The sequence below is a fragment of the Morganella sp. HMSC11D09 genome (assembly GCF_001807955.1).
GTDB classification, from domain to species: domain Bacteria; phylum Pseudomonadota; class Gammaproteobacteria; order Enterobacterales; family Enterobacteriaceae; genus Morganella; species Morganella morganii.
The window spans coordinates 52,732-72,476 of sequence record NZ_KV791691.1 but is presented as its reverse complement, the minus strand read 5'-3'; the positions used below and the strand labels follow the sequence as shown (position 1 = coordinate 72,476).

19 protein-coding genes are annotated in these 19,745 nt (G+C 54.0%); 11 read left to right on the top strand and 8 right to left on the bottom strand.

Annotated features, from left to right (window positions below; genetic code table 11):
- Positions 1–151 precede the first annotated feature (151 nt).
- From envZ to greB, 3 genes are read right to left on the bottom strand one after another with little or no spacing between them, the layout of a single operon-like run.
- Positions 152–1,486, bottom strand: a complete 1,335-nt coding sequence (gene envZ / locus HMPREF3119_RS09910; RefSeq protein WP_070579575.1) for a two-component system sensor histidine kinase EnvZ — start codon at positions 1,484–1,486, stop codon at positions 152–154.
- Positions 1,483–2,202, bottom strand: coding sequence for an osmolarity response regulator transcription factor OmpR (gene ompR / locus HMPREF3119_RS09905; RefSeq protein ID WP_004237971.1), 720 nt, complete (start codon positions 2,200–2,202; stop codon positions 1,483–1,485). The genes envZ and ompR overlap by 4 nt, the downstream gene beginning before the upstream one ends.
- A 50-nt stretch (positions 2,203–2,252) precedes the next feature.
- Positions 2,253–2,738, bottom strand: a complete 486-nt coding sequence (gene greB / locus HMPREF3119_RS09900; protein ID WP_004237970.1) for a transcription elongation factor GreB — start codon at positions 2,736–2,738, stop codon at positions 2,253–2,255.
- Between the two features lie 185 nt (positions 2,739–2,923).
- Between greB and HMPREF3119_RS09895 the strand changes: the two genes are divergently transcribed.
- The 4 genes from HMPREF3119_RS09895 (at position 2,924) to HMPREF3119_RS09880 (ending at position 8,459) form a co-directional block, all read left to right on the top strand.
- The gene (locus tag HMPREF3119_RS09895) at positions 2,924–5,254 is read left to right on the top strand and encodes a Tex family protein (RefSeq protein WP_070579572.1); all 2,331 of its coding nucleotides are present in this window, start codon (positions 2,924–2,926) and stop codon (positions 5,252–5,254) included.
- A 325-nt stretch (positions 5,255–5,579) separates the two neighbouring features.
- The gene (gene feoA, locus HMPREF3119_RS09890) at positions 5,580–5,807 is read left to right on the top strand and encodes a ferrous iron transporter A (protein ID WP_004237966.1); all 228 of its coding nucleotides are present in this window, start codon (positions 5,580–5,582) and stop codon (positions 5,805–5,807) included.
- An 84-nt stretch (positions 5,808–5,891) separates the two neighbouring features.
- Entirely contained in the window at positions 5,892–8,210 is a 2,319-nt protein-coding gene (gene feoB / locus HMPREF3119_RS09885; RefSeq protein WP_036418254.1) for a Fe(2+) transporter permease subunit FeoB, read from the top strand.
- Between the two features lie 15 nt (positions 8,211–8,225).
- Positions 8,226–8,459, top strand: a complete 234-nt coding sequence (locus HMPREF3119_RS09880; protein ID WP_004237963.1) for a FeoC-like transcriptional regulator — start codon at positions 8,226–8,228, stop codon at positions 8,457–8,459.
- Positions 8,460–8,488: 29 nt separating this feature from the next.
- Here HMPREF3119_RS09880 and bioH read toward each other — a convergent pair whose 3' ends face one another.
- Complete coding sequence (gene bioH / locus HMPREF3119_RS09875) at positions 8,489–9,259, bottom strand: pimeloyl-ACP methyl ester esterase BioH (RefSeq protein ID WP_049246097.1); 771 nt, start codon at positions 9,257–9,259, stop codon at positions 8,489–8,491.
- A 36-nt stretch (positions 9,260–9,295) separates the two neighbouring features.
- Between bioH and HMPREF3119_RS09870 the strand changes: the two genes are divergently transcribed.
- Together HMPREF3119_RS09870 and nfuA are read left to right on the top strand one after the other, a co-directional pair.
- Complete coding sequence (locus HMPREF3119_RS09870) at positions 9,296–9,979, top strand: double zinc ribbon domain-containing protein (protein ID WP_004904678.1); 684 nt, start codon at positions 9,296–9,298, stop codon at positions 9,977–9,979.
- A 61-nt stretch (positions 9,980–10,040) separates the two neighbouring features.
- A complete protein-coding gene (gene nfuA / locus HMPREF3119_RS09865) occupies positions 10,041–10,619 on the top strand; it encodes a Fe-S biogenesis protein NfuA (RefSeq protein WP_004237958.1) in 579 nt (192 codons plus the stop codon).
- Here nfuA and HMPREF3119_RS19395 read toward each other — a convergent pair.
- The gene (locus HMPREF3119_RS19395; RefSeq protein ID WP_159298522.1) at positions 10,613–10,753 is read right to left on the bottom strand and encodes a hypothetical protein; all 141 of its coding nucleotides are present in this window, start codon (positions 10,751–10,753) and stop codon (positions 10,613–10,615) included. The two genes, nfuA and HMPREF3119_RS19395, sit on opposite strands and share 7 nt — an antisense overlap.
- Before the next feature lies 1 nt (position 10,754).
- Between HMPREF3119_RS19395 and glpE the strand changes: the two genes are divergently transcribed.
- The 4 genes from glpE (at position 10,755) to glpD (ending at position 14,472) form a co-directional block, all read left to right on the top strand.
- Entirely contained in the window at positions 10,755–11,081 is a 327-nt protein-coding gene (glpE, locus tag HMPREF3119_RS09860; RefSeq protein WP_004237957.1) for a thiosulfate sulfurtransferase GlpE, read from the top strand.
- Positions 11,082–11,095: 14 nt separating this feature from the next.
- The gene (gene glpG, locus HMPREF3119_RS09855) at positions 11,096–11,929 is read left to right on the top strand and encodes a rhomboid family intramembrane serine protease GlpG (RefSeq protein ID WP_004237956.1); all 834 of its coding nucleotides are present in this window, start codon (positions 11,096–11,098) and stop codon (positions 11,927–11,929) included.
- 83 nt (positions 11,930–12,012) lie between these two features.
- Complete coding sequence (locus HMPREF3119_RS09850; RefSeq protein WP_004904672.1) at positions 12,013–12,771, top strand: DeoR/GlpR family transcriptional regulator; 759 nt, start codon at positions 12,013–12,015, stop codon at positions 12,769–12,771.
- A 213-nt stretch (positions 12,772–12,984) separates the two neighbouring features.
- Positions 12,985–14,472, top strand: coding sequence for a glycerol-3-phosphate dehydrogenase (gene glpD / locus HMPREF3119_RS09845; protein WP_070579571.1), 1,488 nt, complete (start codon positions 12,985–12,987; stop codon positions 14,470–14,472).
- A 49-nt stretch (positions 14,473–14,521) separates the two neighbouring features.
- Here glpD and HMPREF3119_RS09840 read toward each other — a convergent pair whose 3' ends face one another.
- Together HMPREF3119_RS09840 and HMPREF3119_RS09835 are read right to left on the bottom strand one after the other, a co-directional pair.
- Complete coding sequence (locus HMPREF3119_RS09840; RefSeq protein ID WP_070579568.1) at positions 14,522–15,154, bottom strand: LysE family translocator; 633 nt, start codon at positions 15,152–15,154, stop codon at positions 14,522–14,524.
- A 222-nt stretch (positions 15,155–15,376) separates the two neighbouring features.
- Positions 15,377–16,807, bottom strand: a complete 1,431-nt coding sequence (locus HMPREF3119_RS09835; protein ID WP_070579565.1) for a DUF4026 domain-containing protein — start codon at positions 16,805–16,807, stop codon at positions 15,377–15,379.
- A gap of 212 nt (positions 16,808–17,019) precedes the next feature.
- Here HMPREF3119_RS09835 and HMPREF3119_RS09830 point away from each other — a divergent pair, with 212 nt between their 5' ends.
- Positions 17,020–17,931 (top strand): DNA-3-methyladenine glycosylase family protein, encoded by a 912-nt coding sequence (locus HMPREF3119_RS09830; RefSeq protein WP_070579564.1) that lies wholly within the window; start codon positions 17,020–17,022, stop codon positions 17,929–17,931.
- Between the two features lie 44 nt (positions 17,932–17,975).
- On the opposite strand, the gene poxB is transcribed toward HMPREF3119_RS09830, so the two are convergent.
- A complete protein-coding gene (gene poxB / locus HMPREF3119_RS09825; protein ID WP_049241476.1) occupies positions 17,976–19,697 on the bottom strand; it encodes a ubiquinone-dependent pyruvate dehydrogenase in 1,722 nt (573 codons plus the stop codon).
- Between the last annotated feature and the right edge of the window lie 48 nt (positions 19,698–19,745).

Here is a 19,745-nt window from a genome sequence, read left to right as displayed (position 1 = left end):
CAAAACCGGAAAAATGACGGGGAAACACAAAAACGAAGAGGAATTATAATTATATGATTTTATTTATATTAAAAGTAAAACCCCTGAGATAATTGCTTACCGCAGGGGTTTATGACAGTCATATGACGATGACATGCTGCTGTCATAATAATTAATCATCTCTGTCATCCGGCAGCGGCAGCATCACGCGGATACGGAATCCGCCGCGCTGACTGCGGCCGACATCAATTTTGCCGTCATGCGCATCCACAATCCGGCGCAGAATTGCCAGCCCCAGCCCGGTACCTTTATTACTGCGCGCTTTTTCACCCTGCACAAACGGCTGGAACAGGTCCGGAATATCCGCCTCATCAATACCGTTGCCGTCATCTTCCACCTGGAACCAGGCGAAATGCTCATCACTGCCGCTGCTGACGCGGATCCAGCCGTTGCCGTAGCGGGTGGCATTGACCAGCATATTGCCCAGTGCGCGTTTAATCGCAATCGGGTTACCGGTGAGATAAACCGGTGCCTGAATAACATCATTCTGAATCGTCACATCCGAGTGGATGTGCGCTTCAATCACCTCATTGAGGACAGATGTCAGTTCCAGATGCACCATCTCCATCTCACGGCCGGTGCGCAGATACGCCATAAACTGCTCAATGATACCGTCACACTCTTCAATATCATTGTTGATGGATTCCGCCAGATAATCGTCATCCGGGTTCATCATTTCCGTTGCCAGGCGGATGCGGGTCAGCGGCGTGCGCAGATCATGGCTGACACCGGCCATCAGCACGGTGCGATCCTGCTCCAGAGTTTTGATATCTCTGGACATCTGGTTAAACGAGCGGATCACCGAGCGCACTTCTGCCGCCCCGGCTTCCCGTACCGGAACCAGCGGACCGCCGGTACCGATTTGCCGGGCTGCGGATTCCAGCTCGGTCAGCGGACGGTTCTGATAGCGGATAAACACCCAGACACCTGCAAAGACAATCAGCAGAAAGGCAAAAATATAACGGAAGACCGGCGAGAACTGATCCTGACCGATTTCAGTCAGCGGCACTCTCACCCAGACATCCGGGGCAATATAGGAGTTCAGCCACAGCACGGGATAATCGCGGCTGACTTCCAGCCGGACATCCGCATAACCGTCCAGATAATGGCTCATCTGTTTACTGAGGGATTCAAAATGGCGCGCCCAGCGCAGTCCGCCCTCATCGGCTGTCTTTTCGGTAAAAAAGGTAATGCCCAGCTCTTCATAAATTTTCTTACGCAGCGCCGGAGAAACACGTACCGCGGTTCCGTCCTTCAGCACCATCTCTTCGCTCATCAGTGTGCGTACTTCATAGGCCAGCACCCGGTTAAACTGCTGCAGGCTGGGCATCACAATGAAGTTCACAACGGCCAGATAACTTGTTGTTATGGTTGCAGACAACAGAAAGATGACCAGAAATAACGAGCGCGAAAAGGTGCTCCTCGGCGAGAACCGCAGCCGCTTCATGCCTTGTTGCCGTCCGGAACGAACACGTAACCCAGTCCCCAGACGGTCTGGATATAACGCGGATGTGTCGGATCTTCCTCAATCATGCGGCGCAGACGGGAAATCTGCACGTCGATTGAACGTTCCATCGCACTGTACTCACGGCCGCGCGCCAGGCTCATCAGCTTATCGCGGGACAGCGGTTCACGCGGGTGTGACACCAGCACTTTCAGCACGGCGAACTCACCGCTGGTCAGCGGCATGTTTTCATCTTCATGGAACATCTCACGGGTGCCGAGGTTCAGTTTGAACTTACCGAACTGAATCACCGCATCATCCTGGGATGGTGCACCCGGCAGTTCATTCGCCTGACGGCGCAGCACAGCACGGATACGCGCCAGCAGTTCACGCGGGTTAAACGGCTTCGGAATATAATCATCCGCACCGATTTCCAGCCCGACGATGCGATCCACTTCTTCCCCTTTCGCCGTCACCATAATGATCGGAATCGGGTTATTCTGGCTTCTCAGACGGCGGCAGATAGACAGCCCGTCTTCGCCCGGTAACATCAGATCCAGGACAATAAGATGGATAGATTCACGCGTCAGCAGGCGATCCATCTGTTCCGCATTCGCGGCGGTACGGACCTGGAAACCCTGCTCACTCAGATAGCGCTCAAGCAGCGCACGCAGACGCATGTCATCATCAACGACAAGGACCTTATAACTTTCCTGCATGTTTGACTCCCGGGTTCATTTTTTCATGCAACTCTTCAGATTAATTGTGCCTATTCAGCAATCGGCTGATAGCGGATAGACAAAATGACATAATTCACTTCACCGTTAGGTGTTATTACCGTTACTTCATCATCCGCCTGTTTTCCGATTAATGCCCGGGCCACAGGGGAATCAACAGAAATCCATTTCTTTGCCGGGGAAAATTCATCGGGTCCGACGATGCGAAAAGTCTGAATTTCTTCATCATCATTTTCCAGTTCCACCCACGCCCCGAAAAATACTTTTCCTTCCTGGCGGGGATCCGGCTCGACTATCTTTAAGTTATCCAGACGTTTTGAAAGAAACCGGACGCGTCTGTCTATTTCACGCAGACGTTTCTTTCCGTATATATACTCGGCATTTTCCGAGCGATCCCCCTGTGCAGCGGCTTCTGACACTGCCTGAGTGACCTGCGGACGTTCTGTTTTCCAGAGATATTTTAACTCCTGATCCAGCGCATCCCATCCTTCACGGGTAATCAGGTTACTTTTTGCCATATGTTACCTAAACAAAAAATAAATTATTTAAATAAATTGTAATACTAAATGCATTTTCTGAAAGATAACAGCTATGCATAATTCATTTATATTACTTTATATCGGCTGGTAATTCCCGTTTTGAACACGTATAACTGTCCCCTGAAATTTTTTTACGTCAATTTATCGCAGCCGGAAAGAATATCATGATGAATGAATCTCTGAGCCAGATTATTGCCGGTGAACTGAATGCGCAAACCCGCCAGGTCACCGCCGCGATTACCCTGCTGGATGAGGGAAATACTGTCCCTTTTATCGCCCGCTACCGGAAAGAAGTCACCGGCGGCCTGGATGATACTCAGCTGCGTCAGCTGGAAACCCGTCTCAGCTACCTGCGCGAACTGAACGACCGCCGCCGGGCCATCCTCAAATCCATTGAGGAACAGGGCAAACTGACCCCTGAGCTGGCGGGAGCGATTAACGGCACTCTCAGCAAAACAGAGCTGGAAGACCTCTACCTGCCTTACAAACCCAAGCGCCGCACACGCGGACAGATTGCGGCGGAAGCCGGTCTGGAACCGCTGGCAGACACGCTGTGGCAGGATCCGTCACAGGATCCGGAAATCCTCGCCGCCACCTATGTGGACAGCGAAAAAGGGGTTGCCGACACCAAAGCCGCCCTCGACGGCGCCCGCTACATCCTGATGGAGCGTTTCGCGGAAGATGCCGGTCTGCTGGGGAAAGTCCGTGATTATCTGTGGCGCAATGCGCATCTGGTTTCCGTTGTGATCAGCGGAAAAGAGGCGGAAGGCGCAAAATTCAGTGATTATTTCGATCACCATGAACCGATTGCCAATGTCCCGTCACACCGCGCTCTGGCGATGTTCCGTGGTCGCAATGAAGGCATTCTGCAACTCTCCCTCAATGCCGACCCGCAGTGTGAGGAGCCGCCGAAAGAGAGCTATTGCGAAGAGTTAATCCGCGATTATCTCGGCGTCCGCTTTAACAATGCTCCGGCGGACAGCTGGCGCAAAGCGGTGGTGAGCTGGACATGGCGGGTCAAGGTGCTGCTGCACCTGGAAACCGAGTTAATGGCCGCGCTGCGCGAGAAAGCAGAAGATGAGGCAATTAATGTCTTCGCCCGCAACCTCAGTGATCTGCTGATGGCGGCACCGGCCGGGATGCGCGCCACAATGGGGCTGGATCCGGGTCTGCGTACCGGGGTGAAAGTCGCGGTGGTCGATGCCACCGGTAAAGTGCTGGCCACCGACACCATTTATCCGCACACCGGCCAGACTGCCAAAGCAGCGGCATCCGTCGCGGCGCTCTGCCTGAAATACCATGTGGAACTGGTGGCGATCGGTAACGGGACAGCATCCCGTGAAACTGAACGTTTCTTTGCCGATGTGCAGAAGCAGTTCCCGGATATCAAAGCCCAGAAAGTGATTGTCAGTGAAGCCGGCGCCTCCGTTTACTCTGCGTCAGAACTGGCAGCGGCAGAATTCCCGGACCTGGATGTATCACTGCGCGGTGCCGTTTCTATCGCCCGCCGGTTACAGGATCCGCTGGCCGAACTGGTGAAAATCGACCCGAAATCCATCGGGGTCGGCCAGTATCAGCATGATGTCAGCCAGACACAACTTGCCCGTAAACTGGATGCGGTAGTGGAAGACTGCGTAAACGCCGTCGGCGTTGACCTCAACACCGCATCTGTCGCCCTGCTGACCCGCGTTGCCGGGCTGAGCAAAGTGATCGCACAGAATATTGTTGACTGGCGTGATGAAAACGGCCGTTTTGCTGACCGCAAGCAGCTGCTGAAAGTCGCGCGTCTCGGCCCGAAAGCCTTTGAGCAGTGCGCCGGGTTCCTGCGTATTGCCGGCGGTAAAAATGCGCTGGATGCCTCCACCGTTCACCCGGAAGCCTATCCGGTGGTGGAAAAAATCCTGCAGGCCACACAGAAAACCCTCAGTGATCTGATGGGTAACAGTGATGTGCTGCGCAATCTGAAAGCACAGGATTTTGTCACTGAACAATTCGGTGTGCCGACCGTTTCCGACATCCTCAAAGAACTGCAAAAACCCGGTCGTGACCCGCGTCCGGAGTTTAAAACCGCCACCTTTGCCGATGGCATTGAAACCATGAATGATTTGCGTCCGGGCATGGTTCTGGAAGGCGCGGTCACCAACGTCACCAATTTCGGTGCTTTTGTGGATATCGGTGTTCATCAGGACGGACTGGTGCATATCTCCTCGCTGGCCAACCGCTATGTGGAAGATCCGCATACCGTGGTCAAAGCCGGGGATATCGTCAGTGTCAAAGTGCTGGATGTGGATATCGCCCGTAAGCGTATCGCGCTGACCATGCGGATGGATGAGGAGCCGGAAACGGCAGCCCGCCGCGGTGGCGGCGGCAGCGATAAACCACGGGCGGAAAAGCGTCAGAACAACCGCCCTGCCCGTAACGGTAATAATGACACCTCTGCCGGTAACAGTGCGATGGGTGATGCCCTCGCCGCGGCATTCGGTAAGCGTAAGTAATTCCCCTGCTATCATGTACGCGGCAGCCCCGGCTGCCCGTACATTTCCCTCCTGTTAGTCACATATTGCGTTAATTAGTCGTAAAAATTGTTATTAACGTAAATCAATACGTGAAATATCTGCTCTCAATTGTTTTATACGCCGGATATCTTGATGCACATCAAACTTTGCTGGTTAATTTTCGGGCTAAATAGGTAAAATATTGTTGGTTATGATTTGCATTTACAGTATCAATTAAATTTGTAAGGGATATTTTCCTGCCAAACTGTTCGTGCAATAATCATTTGCAATATCATTCCTGTTTGCATGGTTAACCGGAGCCTTTATGACACTTCAGCCACAACACAGTTATAAAATTCTGGGCTTTTCCGGGCAAATCAGCCCGGCATACCGTCAGAAATTATTGTCTCTGGGCATGCTGCCCGGCTCTGTTTTCCGGGTGATCCGCAGCGCACCGCTGGGCGATCCGATCCAAATCGAAACCCGGCACGTCAACCTGATGCTCAGAAAAAAAGACCTGGCGCTGCTGATGCTTGATGACGTGCAGGCGTAATCCGCCGCACATCCCGCGCTGACTCACTCTTTTCCCTCTGCCGCCGGCAGAGGGGTTTGTATTTATTGATTGGCATACGACACTATGAAAGCACTCACCCTGGGACTCATCGGTAATCCCAATTCAGGGAAGACCACGCTGTTTAACCAGTTAACCGGATCCAAACAACGCGTCGGCAACTGGGCCGGTGTAACTGTGGAACGGAAAATCGGTTATTTCACCACGCCGGAACACAAGATTGAGCTGGTGGATTTACCCGGCACCTATTCACTGACCACCATCTCTGAACAAACATCCTTAGACGAACAGATTGCCTGCCACTTTATCCTCAGCGGTGAAGCGGACATGCTGATTAACGTTGTCGACGCATCCAATCTCGAGCGTAACCTGTATCTGACGCTGCAGCTGCTGGAACTGGGTGTTCCCTGCATTATTGCCCTCAATATGCTGGATATCGCCGATAAAGCGAATATCAATATTGATGTCAAAGCGCTGTCAGAACGCCTCGGCTGCCCGGTGATCCCACTGGTTTCCACCCGCGCGTCCGGTATCTGTGAGCTGAAAGCCGCGATCGACAAACACACAATGACACCTCATGAAGTGCTGGTGAACTATCCGGCTGCGCTGCTCGACAGCATGAACACTCTCGCACAGTCGATTCCTGCGGAAGAGTTCAGCGCCACACAGCGCCGCTGGCTGGCACTGCAAAGCCTGGAGGGGGATATCTACAGCCAGGCACGCGCCGGTTTCACCCCGGAGCATGTGCAGTCTGTCCGTGACGCGATGCAGGCACAGCAGCAGGAAGAGCCGGAACTGGTGATTGCGGATGCCCGTTACCAGACCATCGCGGATATCTGCGAAACAACCATTGATAACAGCCATTCCGAGCCGAATAAACTGACCGCAGCGATGGACAAAATTGTCCTCAACCGCTGGCTGGGCGTGCCGGTATTCCTGTTTGTGATGTATCTGATGTTCGTGCTCGCCATCAATATCGGCGGGGCATTGCAGCCGCTGTTTGAAGGCGGTTCGGAAGCCATTTTCATTAACGGGACACAATGGCTGGGGATGACGCTCGGCTTCCCGGACTGGCTGACCATTTTCCTCGCCCAGGGGGTCGGCGGCGGTATCAACACCGTGCTGCCGCTGGTACCGCAAATCGGGATGATGTACCTGTTCCTCTCTTTCCTGGAAGATTCCGGTTATATGGCCCGCGCGGCATTTGTGATGGACAGACTGATGCAGGCACTCGGACTGCCGGGTAAATCCTTCGTGCCGCTGATTGTCGGTTTCGGCTGTAACGTGCCGTCCATTATGGGTGCCAGAACCCTGGATGCACCGCGTGAACGTCTTATCACCGTCCTGATGGCACCGTTTATGTCCTGCGGCGCGCGGCTGGCTATCTTCGCGGTTTTCGCGGCTGCCTTCTTCGGCAAAAACGGCGCGAGCATCGTGTTCTCCCTGTATATCCTCGGGATTGTGGTGGCTATCCTTACCGGTCTGCTGCTCAAACACACTATTATGCGCGGCGAAGCATCACCGTTTGTGATGGAACTGCCGGTGTACCACGTACCGCATATGAAAACCCTGTTTATGCAGACCTGGCAGCGCCTGAAAGGCTTTGTGGTACGTGCGGGTAAAGTCATTATTGTCGCCAGTATGGTAATCGGCGCACTGAACAGCTTCAGTTTCTCCGGTAAACCGGCGGACAGCATTAATGATTCCGCACTGGCCTCAGTCAGTAAAGTGGTCACTCCGCTACTCAGCCCGATTGGTGTCACCAATGATAACTGGCAGGCGACTGTCGGCCTGATCACCGGTGCGATGGCAAAAGAAGTTGTGGTCGGGACACTGAATACCCTCTACACCGCTGAAAGTATCACCAACGAACCGTTTGATCCGGAATCCTTTGATTTATGGGATGAACTGGGTGATGCGGTAAATGAAACCCTGGATTCCCTGGCGGAAACCTTCACGCTCGCGGCATTATCCAACCCGATTGAAGCCAGCAAAGGCGACGGCGAGATGGACGGCGGTACCATGGGCACCATGGCCGCGAAATTCGGCTCTGATGTTGCTGCTTACAGCTATCTGATCTTTGTGCTGCTGTATGTGCCGTGTGTCTCTGTGATGGGGGCTATCGCCCGTGAAACCAGCCGCGGCTGGATGACCTTCTCCATCCTGTGGGGTCTGAACGTGGCTTACTCACTGGCCGCCCTGTTCTACCAGGCCGCCACATTCAGTACCCATCCGGGGAGCAGTTCAGTGATTATCGCTGTAGTGGTGATTTTCAACCTGATCCTGTTTGCACTGCTGCGCCGCACACGCAGCCGGGTGAATCTCAGCTTCCGCCGTGATGCACACAGCCGCTGTGGCGGCTGCTCCGGCAACGAGTGTCACTGATAAAAGGACACGGACATGATCAGCCTGATCGCAGTACGTGACGCCATTGCACTGAACGGCCGGGCAGATGCCCGGCTGCTCAGCCACCAGTTGAATGCCCCGGAAGCCCTGGTGCAGGCCATCATGGAAAAGCTGGCTGCCATGGGAAAAATTGAAGCGGTGGATGTCAGCAGCTGTCTGAGCAGCAGCTGCAAACAGTGCCCTGAAAGTCAGGGCTGTGACACAAAGGTGTATCAGATTCATTCATAAAACTTACCCGCCGTTGTGCGGGTATTTTTTTATTTAACAAACTCCGTCAGTACCTCACAAAACTCATCCGGATGTGAAATAAACGGTGCGTGAGCGCTGTTACGCATAATAACGGATGGAGAGGACGGCAGTTGCTCATCCAGCAGTGACGCGACTTTACGCGGCACCAGGCCATCGAGATAACCATAGATCCGCAGGAACGGCATTGTCAGGGACGGCAGTCCGCTGCGCAGATCGGCGGTTCTCAGAATCTCCAGCCCGGCATTCAGTACTGACACACCCGGCATCGGCTGTCCCAGTACCACTGATTTCAGTGTACGGGCATCCTGACGGGCACTTGCGATTCCCAGTGTCTGCAGTGCCAGAAAACGCTCAACAGTACGCTGAAAATCGGTCGCCAGCTGATGCTGAAAGCCGCTCAGCACCGTCGGTTTGATCCCCGGCCAGCCTTCCTCTTCCTGTGCACCAAAACACGGCGATGAACAGATTGTCACCAGATGGCTCACTGCCTGCGGGTAACGCAGTGCAATATCCGCAGCCACCAGCCCGCCCAGTGACCAGCCCGCCAGCACCGCATTTTCCGGCATCTGCGCGAAAACGGTATCCGACATCTCCGTCAGTGACATCTCTCCGAATTCCTGGCTGCGCCCGTAACCCGGTAAGTCAACCTTGTGAATACGGAAATGCGGTGCGAGCCGCAATTCAATGCTGTTCCATACTTCGCTGTTCAGTCCCCAGCCGTGTAACAGCACAAGATCACGCGAACCCTGTCCGCTCTGCTGCCAAAAAAGCGTTGCCATCGTTATTGTTTCCTTATTTATCCGGAGGGAAGACGGATGGTTATTATTGAGAATTACTGCCTGCTGTGCAATCAGCCGCTGGCAATTGCCGCACACGGTATCTGCGGATTCTGCGAACGGGGACTGCCGGAGATGCCGCCGGTCTGCCGTCGCTGCGGCCTACCGCTGGTGACACCGGAGCCGGAATGCGGCCGCTGTCTGCAATCCCCGCCGCCGTGGCAGAGCCTGCTGGCCGTAACCGGCTATCAGCCACCGCTGGCCGCCCTGGTTCACCGCCTCAAATACAGCGGGCAGACACACATTGCCCGTGCACTGGCACGGCTGCTGCTGCGCCGGGTGCTGGCAGCTTACCGCGCCGGGGAATGTCCGAAGCCGGATCTGCTGCTCAGTGTCCCGCTTTACCGCTACCGGCAATGGCGGCGCGGGTTTAATCAGAGTGATCTTATCACCCTTCCGCTGGCAAAATGGCTGCGCTGCCCTTATGACAGTTCCGGCCTTATCCGCACCCGTGCTACACTGAGCCAGCGGATGCTGTCCCGCACACAGCGCCTGACAAACCTGTCCTCTGCGTTTGCCGTCACCCGTGATGTCCGCGGACTGCATATTGCGCTGACCGATGATGTCATCACAACAGGGGCGACCATGACAGCGCTGTCTGAATTGCTCATTCGTGCGGGCGCGGCGGCAGTCCGGGTGTGGTGCCTTTGCCGCACCTTGTAGTGAACCCGCAAATGGGCGTATTATAACCAACCGGAACAGTCAACTATTTTTGGGCAATGTTATGATTACTATTACTGACGCTGCGCAGGCACATTTTTCCAAACTGCTTGCCAACCAGGAACCCGGCACACAAATCCGTGTTTTTGTTATTAACCCGGGCACTCCCAACGCGGAATGCGGAGTCTCTTATTGTCCGCCTGATGCTGTGGAAGCGACCGATACCGCGCTGCCGTTTGAGCAGCTGACCGCCTATGTTGATGAACTGAGCGCACCGTTCCTTGACGAAGCCGTGATCGACTTCGTGACCGATCAGCTCGGCTCTCAGCTCACCTTAAAAGCCCCGAACGCCAAAATGCGTAAAGTGGCGGATGATGCCCCGCTGATCGAGCGTGTCGAGTACGTTCTGCAATCTCAGATCAACCCGCAGCTGGCCGGGCACGGCGGCCGTGTTTCCCTGATGGAAATCACGGACGAAGGCTATGCCATCCTCCAGTTCGGCGGCGGCTGTAACGGCTGCTCCATGGTGGATGTCACCCTGAAAGAAGGGATCGAAAAAGAGTTACTGAATATGTTTGCCGGTGAACTGAAAGGCGTTAAAGACCTGACTGAACATCAGCGCGGCGAACACTCTTATTACTGATAGTGCTGTTTACTGACAGTGCTGCAGCGGCCGGATATCGCACGGCCGTGATAATACACTGCCCGGTTATCCGCCGGGCAGGTTTCCGGTGGTGCTCTGTCACCGCTGATATTCACCTGCATACGAAAAATCATTATGGAACAAATCCGCTTAATCACACCGGATACGGCGTATGAACTCTGGCAGCAGAACGGGGCTGTCCTGGTTGATATCCGTGATCCGCAAAGCTTCCGTGCCGGTCATACTGACGGCGCATTTCACCTGACAAACGACACCGTGAATACCTTCATGGATCAGACAGATTATGAGCAGCCGGTTATGGTCATGTGTTACCATGGGCACAGCAGTCAGGGCGCGGCTCAGTATCTGCTTAATGTCGGCTATGAAACGGTATACAGCATCAACGGCGGCTTTGAGGCCTGGTTGCGCAATTACCCGGACACAGTCAGGTCACTTGCTTAACAACGGACAGCTATATGGTTTATCTGATCACCATCGCCAACCCGCGGATTGCCCAGTCATTTATTGATTATATGGCCGCCCGGGATATTGAGCTCACTATGCGTGCCACCCGCGAAGGGCGCGGCGCGGAATTGTGGCTCGACGACGAAAGCAAACTGGCACAGACACAGGCTGAGCTGGAAACCTTTATGCGTGATCCGATGAATAAACGCTATCTCGCCGCCAGCTGGGAATCCGGTGAAACCGATTCCCCGTTCCGCTACCCGGCCTCTCATGCCTTCAGTAACCTGGTGACCCCGGCCGGGCCGCTGACCATCACCATTACCGTACTGTGCGCACTGGTTTTTCTGTGGATGCAGATAAGCGGCACTGACGCGGTGATGGACTATCTGGCCTGGCCGCAGCCTGACCAGCAGGGTGAACTGTGGCGGTGGATAAGCCCGGTGTTCCTGCATTTCGGCCTGACCCATATTCTGATGAACCTGGCGCTGTGGTGGTATCTCGGCGGTCAGGTGGAAAAACAGCTCGGCAGCGGACGGCTGCTTGTGATCACCCTGATTTCTGCCCTGGTCAGTTGCTGGTCGCAATCCTTTTTCAGCGGCTCATCCTTCGGCGGCCTGTCCGGCGTGGTTTTCGCGCTGATCGCTTATGTCTGGTATACCGGTGCGCGCAATCCGTCCGCCGGTATTTATCTGCCCGCCGCCATGATGGTATTTTCGGTATTATGGCTGGTTATCGGTTACTTTGATTTATTTGGTACAATGCCGATTGCAAACATGGCCCATGCATCCGGTCTCGCGACCGGCCTGCTGATGGCGGTATGGGACAACCGCCGCCGGACGGCCTGAATAATAATGAAAATATGACATCACCGCCGCATATCACGGCACAGACCTGAATATGCGCGGTACTGATCTGACCGGGGGATTTTGTGAAACAAACACAGCGTCATGATGCTATCGTTGAGTTAGTCAGTAAACAGGGCTATGTCAGCACAGAAGAGCTGGTCGAGCACTTTAAGGTCAGTCCGCAGACCATCCGCCGTGATCTCAATGAGCTGGCGGAGCAGAATAAAATCCACCGTCACCACGGCGGAGCTGCACAGCCGTCCAGTTCGGTGAATGCCGCCTATCATGAGCGTAAAAGCATGTGGTCGGATGAAAAACGCCGGATTGCCCGCCGTGTCGCGGCGCTGATCCCGGACGGTGCCACACTGTTTATCGATATCGGCACCACACCGGAAGCGGTCGCGCATGAGCTGCTGGAACACAAAAATCTGCGCATCGTCACCAATAACCTCAATGTCGCCACTCTTCTGATGGCGAAAGATGATTTCCGGCTGATCCTGGCCGGTGGTGAAGTCCGTTCCCGTGACGGCGGAATTGTCGGTGAGGCCACGCTCGATTTTATCTCTCAGTTCCGTCTGGATTTCGGGATTCTCGGGATCAGCGGCATTGATACTGACGGCTCCCTGCTGGAATTTGATTATCACGAAGTCCGCACCAAACGGGCGATTATTGAAAACTCCCGCTGTGTGATGCTCGTGACCGACCACTCCAAATTCGGCCGCAACGCCATGGTCAACCTCGGTAATATGGGGCTGATCGATTGCCTGTTTACCGACAAACGCCCGCCGGAAAGCATTATCAAAATCCTGGACGAACAACAGGTGCAGCTCGAAGTCTGCTGATTATCTCTGCCCGTGCCACCGCCCGGTGGCGCGGTTTTCCTCCCTTTTCCCTCTGCCGTAATTCATTATTCTTTGTATGGATATGCTAACGAATTGTTATCCATGTCACGGAGAACGTTTTTTTATGTCCTGAATGTTGGAATATCGTTCACATTGCACTATCATGAGCGATAACGAGCATTAAAGAACAAATATGGTCATGCGGGAGTGAGGATGGAAACGAAAGATTTGATCGTTATCGGGGGCGGAATCAACGGTGCAGGTATTGCCGCTGATGCCGCCGGACGCGGGCTGTCTGTGCTGATGCTGGAAGCACGGGATCTCGCCTGTGCCACCTCATCGGCCAGCTCAAAACTGATCCACGGCGGATTGCGCTATCTCGAACATTATGAGTTTCGTTTGGTGAGCGAAGCACTGGCTGAACGCGAAGTATTATTAAAAATGGCGCCGCATATCGCCTTCCCGATGCGTTTCCGTCTGCCGCATCAGCCGCACCTGCGCCCGGCGTGGATGATCCGCGCGGGGCTGTTTCTGTATGACCATCTCGGTAAACGCACCACACTGCCGAGCTGCCGCGGCCTGACCTTCAGTACAGCCTCCCCGCTGAAAGCAGAGTTTAAAAAAGGCTTTGAATATTCCGACTGCTGGGTGGACGATGCCCGCCTGGTGGTGCTGAATGCACAGGAAGTCGTGCGGCAGGACGGCGAAGTCCGCACACGGACAAAAGTCACCCGCGCATGGCGCGAAAACGGTTTATGGCAGGTGGAAGCGGAAAATGCCCTGACCGGCGAAACCCTGCGCTGGCAGGCAAAAGGGCTGGTCAACGCCGCCGGACCGTGGGTAAAAACCTTCTTTGATGACGGATTACAGCTCAAATCCCCTTATGGTATCCGTCTTATCAAAGGCAGCCATATTGTGGTACCGCGCGCTCACGACGAGCCGCAGGCCTATATCCTGCAAAATGAAGATCACCGCATTGTGTTTGTCATTCCGTGGATGGATGAATTTTCGATTATCGGCACGACCGATGTGGAATATCACGGCGATCCGGCAGACGTTAAAATCGATGATAACGAAATTAATTATCTGCTGGATGTGTATAACGACCACTTCCGCAAAACCCTGACCCGCGATGATATCCGCTGGACATACTCCGGTGTGCGTCCGCTGTGTGATGATGAATCGGACTCGCCACAGGCAATCACCCGCGATTACACGCTTGATTTGCATGATGACAACGGACAGGCGCCGCTGTTGTCCGTCTTCGGCGGCAAACTCACCACTTACCGCAAGCTGGGCGAACACGCGCTGGATAAACTGGCGGCCTACTATCCGCACGCCGGGAAAGCATGGACAAAACAGGCGGTACTGACCGGCGGTGAACTGAACGGCCGGAGCCGTGACGATTATGCCCGAGTGCTGACAGAACGCTGGTCCTGGCTGCCGAACGGACTGGCGCTGCGCCTGGCCCGCACCTACGGCAGTCAGACAGAAAAAATTATCGGAGATGCGCAATCCCTCAGCGATCTCGGGCAGTTATTCGGCCATAACCTGTATGAAGCCGAGCTGCGCTATCTGGTACAGCACGAGTGGGTGATCACCGCAGAAGATGCGCTCTGGCGCAGAACCAAACTGGGAATGTGGCTCACACAGGAAGAACAGCTGCAGGTGGAGCAGTGGCTCCGCCGCGAAGAGCAATAACGGAAACGAAACAGACCGGCTTTGTGAGCCGGTCTGTTTTTTTATCACCTCAGCGCCGGGATTCCAGCACCATCCGGACAGCCAGCCCGGCCAGCACAGTCCCCATCAGCCAGCGCTGCACCACCTGCCAGAACGGACGGCCCGTCATAAAGACAGCCACCGAGCCCGCCATCAGAATAATCAGTCCGTTAACTGTCAGGCTGATCATAATCTGTATTGTTCCGAGCGCCAGAGACTGTACCAGCACACTGCCGTGCCCCGGCACAATAAACTGCGGCAGCAGCGATAAATACATCCCCGCCACTTTCGGGTTCGCCAGGCTGGTCAGAAACCCCATGGTGAACAATTTTTTCGGCTTATCTTCCGGTAAATCCCGCACCGAAAATGCAGAGCGTCCGCCCGGTTTGACCGACTGCCACGCCAGCCAGAGCAGATACAATGCCCCCGCAATACGCAAAGCATCATAGGCATAAGGAACAGCAAAAAAGAGCGCGGTGATACCAAATGCCGCACTGAGCATATAAAAAATAAATGCCAGGCCGACACCGGCAAGAGAAATATATCCGGCCCGCTTTCCCTGACAGAGTGAGCGGGAGATCAGATAAATCATATTAGGGCCGGGCGTTAATACCATTCCCAGTGCAACCAGGGCAAATCCGAGCAATGACGTCAAATCAGGCATAATGCACTCCATGACAGATAATGCATAACAGATTATAAGATAGATTATTGGTTTTACAGGATATATAACCACCCGGAACAGGCGATCATTGATTATAGCCGGAACAAAAAAAAAGCAGCAACGATATAATTCAGTATGTATTAATAACGTGGGTTACTGCACAAAATCGCAGGCATAAAAAAAGCGCCTTCATTTCAGCGCTTTTTCCGGGACCGTCTGTTCTCAGTGAACCTGTGACGGGCTGAGCAGCTGATAAATGGTATCCGGGGTATATTTCTCACCGGAAAAATAGATATTCCAGTCAGTCAGCATCTCCGTATTCAGCGGATATACGCCCCCCTCTTCCATCTCTTCAACATAAAACGGCTGGTTGATCAGTTTGCCGGTAAACACGTCATTATCCAGAGTTTCCGGGATAAACCACATGTGCTCCAGGTCATCCTCATCCCCGTACGGAATGCCGCATTTGACCATAAACGCCCACGGATGTTCATCTTCTTCATCACGGGCTTTTTTACCGAATAATCCACCGAGCAGACCTTTTTTCGTTTTGACCACCGGCTGACCGTATTCCGCAAACATCTGGGCAAAATAGTGCCAGCGCAGGCGGGCTTTTACCGCCATTTCATGGGTTTCACTGTTCGGGCGGTAAAACATAATGGCGGCATCGTCGTCGAAACCACGGAAAAATGTCTGTAACACCGGCGAACTTTCATTTACACGGAATAGCATACAGGATGGATGGTCATGCTGATCGTCGCGATCTCCGCGATCGCCGAGAAATTCATTTTCCGGCATATTATCGTGAGAGTAATCGATCTCTTCGAGAGGCTTCAGCTGGTCGATCGGGGTATTTTTGTTGATCTGGCGGATCCCTTCCTGATATGGCAGCGCCACAATATATTCCAGCTGTTTTTCCGTCTGGCCGCACAACATCGGCTCATTAAACAGTACCTTACCTTCATTCAGACTCTGCCCGATAAAACTGCGCAGCAGATCAGGAATGCCGTAGTACGCATTAATGGTATGCGGCAGCAGCAGTTCCACTTCCGGGATCCCGCAGCGCAGCAGGCCGTGTGTGTGGAACCAGTACATGGTCGGCGGGGAATTTTCCGTGTCATAGATTGCATGAATGGTATACAGAGATTCAATGTTCAGCTGCACGTCGTTTTCCAGCTGAAAATTGAGCCACTCACGGGTAAAACCGCGCCCGGCTGCCGAGATATCGATGCCCAGCAATAAATCCGGCACCAGAATCTGTACCATCTTCAGCTGGTACCGGTAACTTCGCAGCACGTCATTCTGTAAAAGGCATTCAACATAAATGTCCTGCCCGGTCTGGTTGACTTCGGCCAGCAGTCCGGCAGACAGCGGATCAGTTGAATAGTAAGGATTGATTTCCAGTTCCGGTGCCCGCGGTGCCAGTGACACCAGAAACAGCAGTTCTTCATCGCCGTAATGACAGGTGTAATAAAAGCTGTTCTCATCATGTTCCGCGTATTCAATATCACCCTGTGTGAAAAAGGTTTGTGATGCCAGACGCTCTTCTAACTCTGCCAGGTTGAGCCGCGAGGGAGAGAATGCCACAACCTCCGACGTCATCCTCTTACCTTTACCTTCCGCAACCTCAAGGTAATATTGTTTTATATCCATCGGTAATGCCTTTATCCGTTCTGAGTTGTGCTGCTGTGCTGAAATTAAACTCATTTGTTCATACGTATAAGTACCACATTTTGTATGCGGAGTTCATTCAGAATAATCCACCTATTATTCTGTAAATATACATTTTGACCAAAATCGTACGTCCGGGAGCAAAAACGGCTATAATCCGGTCAATTGCCCGCCCTGTTCTGAGGTATGAAAAGTTGAATAATAACAAAAAGTTAACGATTACTGTTCCGTTACCTGAGCCCTATCATACAGCGGATTTTCTCGCATTTCATTTACGTGATAATCACCATGTGGCCGAAGAGGTCACGGAAAACCGGGTGATGAAAGGGATTTGCCTGCACAGCCATCCTGCGTTACTGACGCTGGAAATCAGTTCAGGAGAAGCACGTGTCACCCTCAGTACTGACGGTCCCGGCCCCCTGCCGGAAGACGAAGCCCGTATGCATTATCTTGCCCGGCATATGCTCGGTCTGATCCAGCCGGTGGAGGAATTCGAGACACAATATCAGGATCACCCGCTGGCCGGTCCCCTTATCCGGCAACAGAAAGGGCTGCGGATCTACCAGTCCGCCACACCGTTTGAAGCCATTAACTGGGCGATTATCGGTCAGCAAATCAGCGTTCAGGCCGCGATTTCCATCCGCCGCCGCCTGATTCAGCATATCGGCCTGCGCCACTCCTCCGGACTGTGGTGCTATCCGGATGCGGCACATATTTTACAGACCGATTTTGACGGGCTGCGCAGCTGCGGTTTCTCTGTCGGTAAAGCCAATGCCCTGCTGGCACTGAGTGAGCAACTGGAAAGCGGAGCGCTGGTGCTGCCGGATGTGGTCACACCGGAGAATGCAGACGCGGTTTCCGCCTCACTGACGGCGATCAAAGGTATCGGCACCTGGACGGTCAGCTATGCCCTGCTGCGCGGCTTTAACTATCTGAACGGCTCACTGCACGGTGATGTTGCGGTACGGCGTAATCTGCAGCGCCTGCTGGCGCGGGATGAAAAAATAACGGCGGATGAAACTCAGGAATGGCTGGCAGATTTCGCCCCGTGGCGGGCTCTGATGGCTGCTCATCTGTGGCGGCTGGAGTCTGCCGCCGGGTACTGAGCAAAAAAAATGCCGCAAATGCGGCATTTTTTCTCTCTGTGAACTCAGCGCAACCAGTTGGTTTTTGCCAGCTCCACAATCTCATCACCGCGCCCGTTGATAATCGCGCGCAGCATATACAGACTGAAGCCTTTGGCCTGCTCAAACTTAATTTCCGGCGGCATGGCCAGTTCCTGTTTGGCCGTCACCACATCCACCAGAACCGGGCCGTCATGGGCAAATGCGGTTTTCAGCGCATCGTCCAGTGACTCGCTGTCTTCAACGCGGATCCCTTTGATCCCCATGGCATTCGCCATCGCGGCAAAATCCGGGTTGTGCAGATCGGTTCCGTCAGTCAGATAACCGCCCGCTTTCATCTCCATCGCCACAAAACCCAGCACGCTGTTGTTAAAGATGACGATTTTCACCGGCAGCTGCATCTGCGCCAGGGAAATGAAATCCCCCATCAGCATACTGAACCCGCCGTCACCGCACATCGCCACCACCTGGCGTTTACGGTCATGCGCCTGAGCACCGATAGCCTGCGCCATAGCATTCGCCATCGAGCCGTGGTTAAAGGAGCCAATCAGCCGCCGTTTGCCGTTCATGGTGAGATAACGCGCCGCCCAGACCGTCGGGGTGCCCACATCACAGGTGAATACGGTGTCATCATCCGCCAGCTCACTGATTTTCTTCGCCAGATACTGCGGATGGATCAGTTCCCGTTTGCTTGCGGTTGCCAGTGCATCGAGGTCACTGCGGGCGGTCTGATAGTGTTTCAGCGCCGCATCCAGATGGGTGCGATCCTCTTTGGCCTGCAGGCGCGGCTGAATGGCATTGAGTGTGGCTTTGATATCCCCGATAACCGCCATATCCACCGCACAGTGCGCGCCGAGGCTGCCCGGGTTGATATCCACCTGAATAATTTTTGCTTTGGCCGGATAAAACGCGCGGTACGGGAAGTGCGTGCCGAGCAGCACCAGGGTATCTGCGTTTTCCATCGCATAATACCCGGAGGAAAATCCGATAAGCCCGGTCATCCCGACACTGTACGGGTTATCATACTCAATATGCTCTTTGCCGCGCAGTGCATGCACCACCGGTGCTTTCAGGGTTTCCGCCAGTTTGATAACTTCATCATGTGCCCCGGCACATCCGGCTCCGCACATCAGTGTGATGTTTTTCGCACCGTTAAGGGCATCCGCCAGTTTCACCAGCTCATCCCGCTGCGGCATCACCAGCGGCAGAGACGGCTCATACCAGACATTGCGGGCCGATTCCGGTGCCGGTCTTAATGCCACATCCCCCGGAATGACCACCACGGCCACGCCGCGCTCCAGAATCGCCTTGCGCATGGCAATACCCAGCACCTGCTGGATCTGCTCAGGATTGGAAACCAGCTCACAATAGACGCTGCACTCACGGAACAGCTCCTGCGGATGGGTTTCCTGGAAGTAATGACTGCCGATTTCGCCGGAAGGAATATGTGCGGCAATTGCCAGCACCGGCACGCGGTTGCGCTGACAATCAAATAATCCGTTGATTAAGTGGAGGTTACCCGGCCCGCAGGAACCGGCGCACACCGCCAGTTTACCGGTCAGATGGGCTTCCGCCCCGGCGGCAAACGCGGCCACTTCCTCATGCCGGGTGCCCATCCATTCAATGCTGCCCAGTTTACGTAAGCTGTCACTTAACCCGTTCAGTGAGTCTCCGGTGACACCCCAGATACGGTTGATTCCTGCATCCGCCAACATTTTTGCGATATAACCCGCTACAGTCTGCTTCATCGTAAATCTTCCCTCATACTGGTGATAAATCTGATTCGCAATAAGATG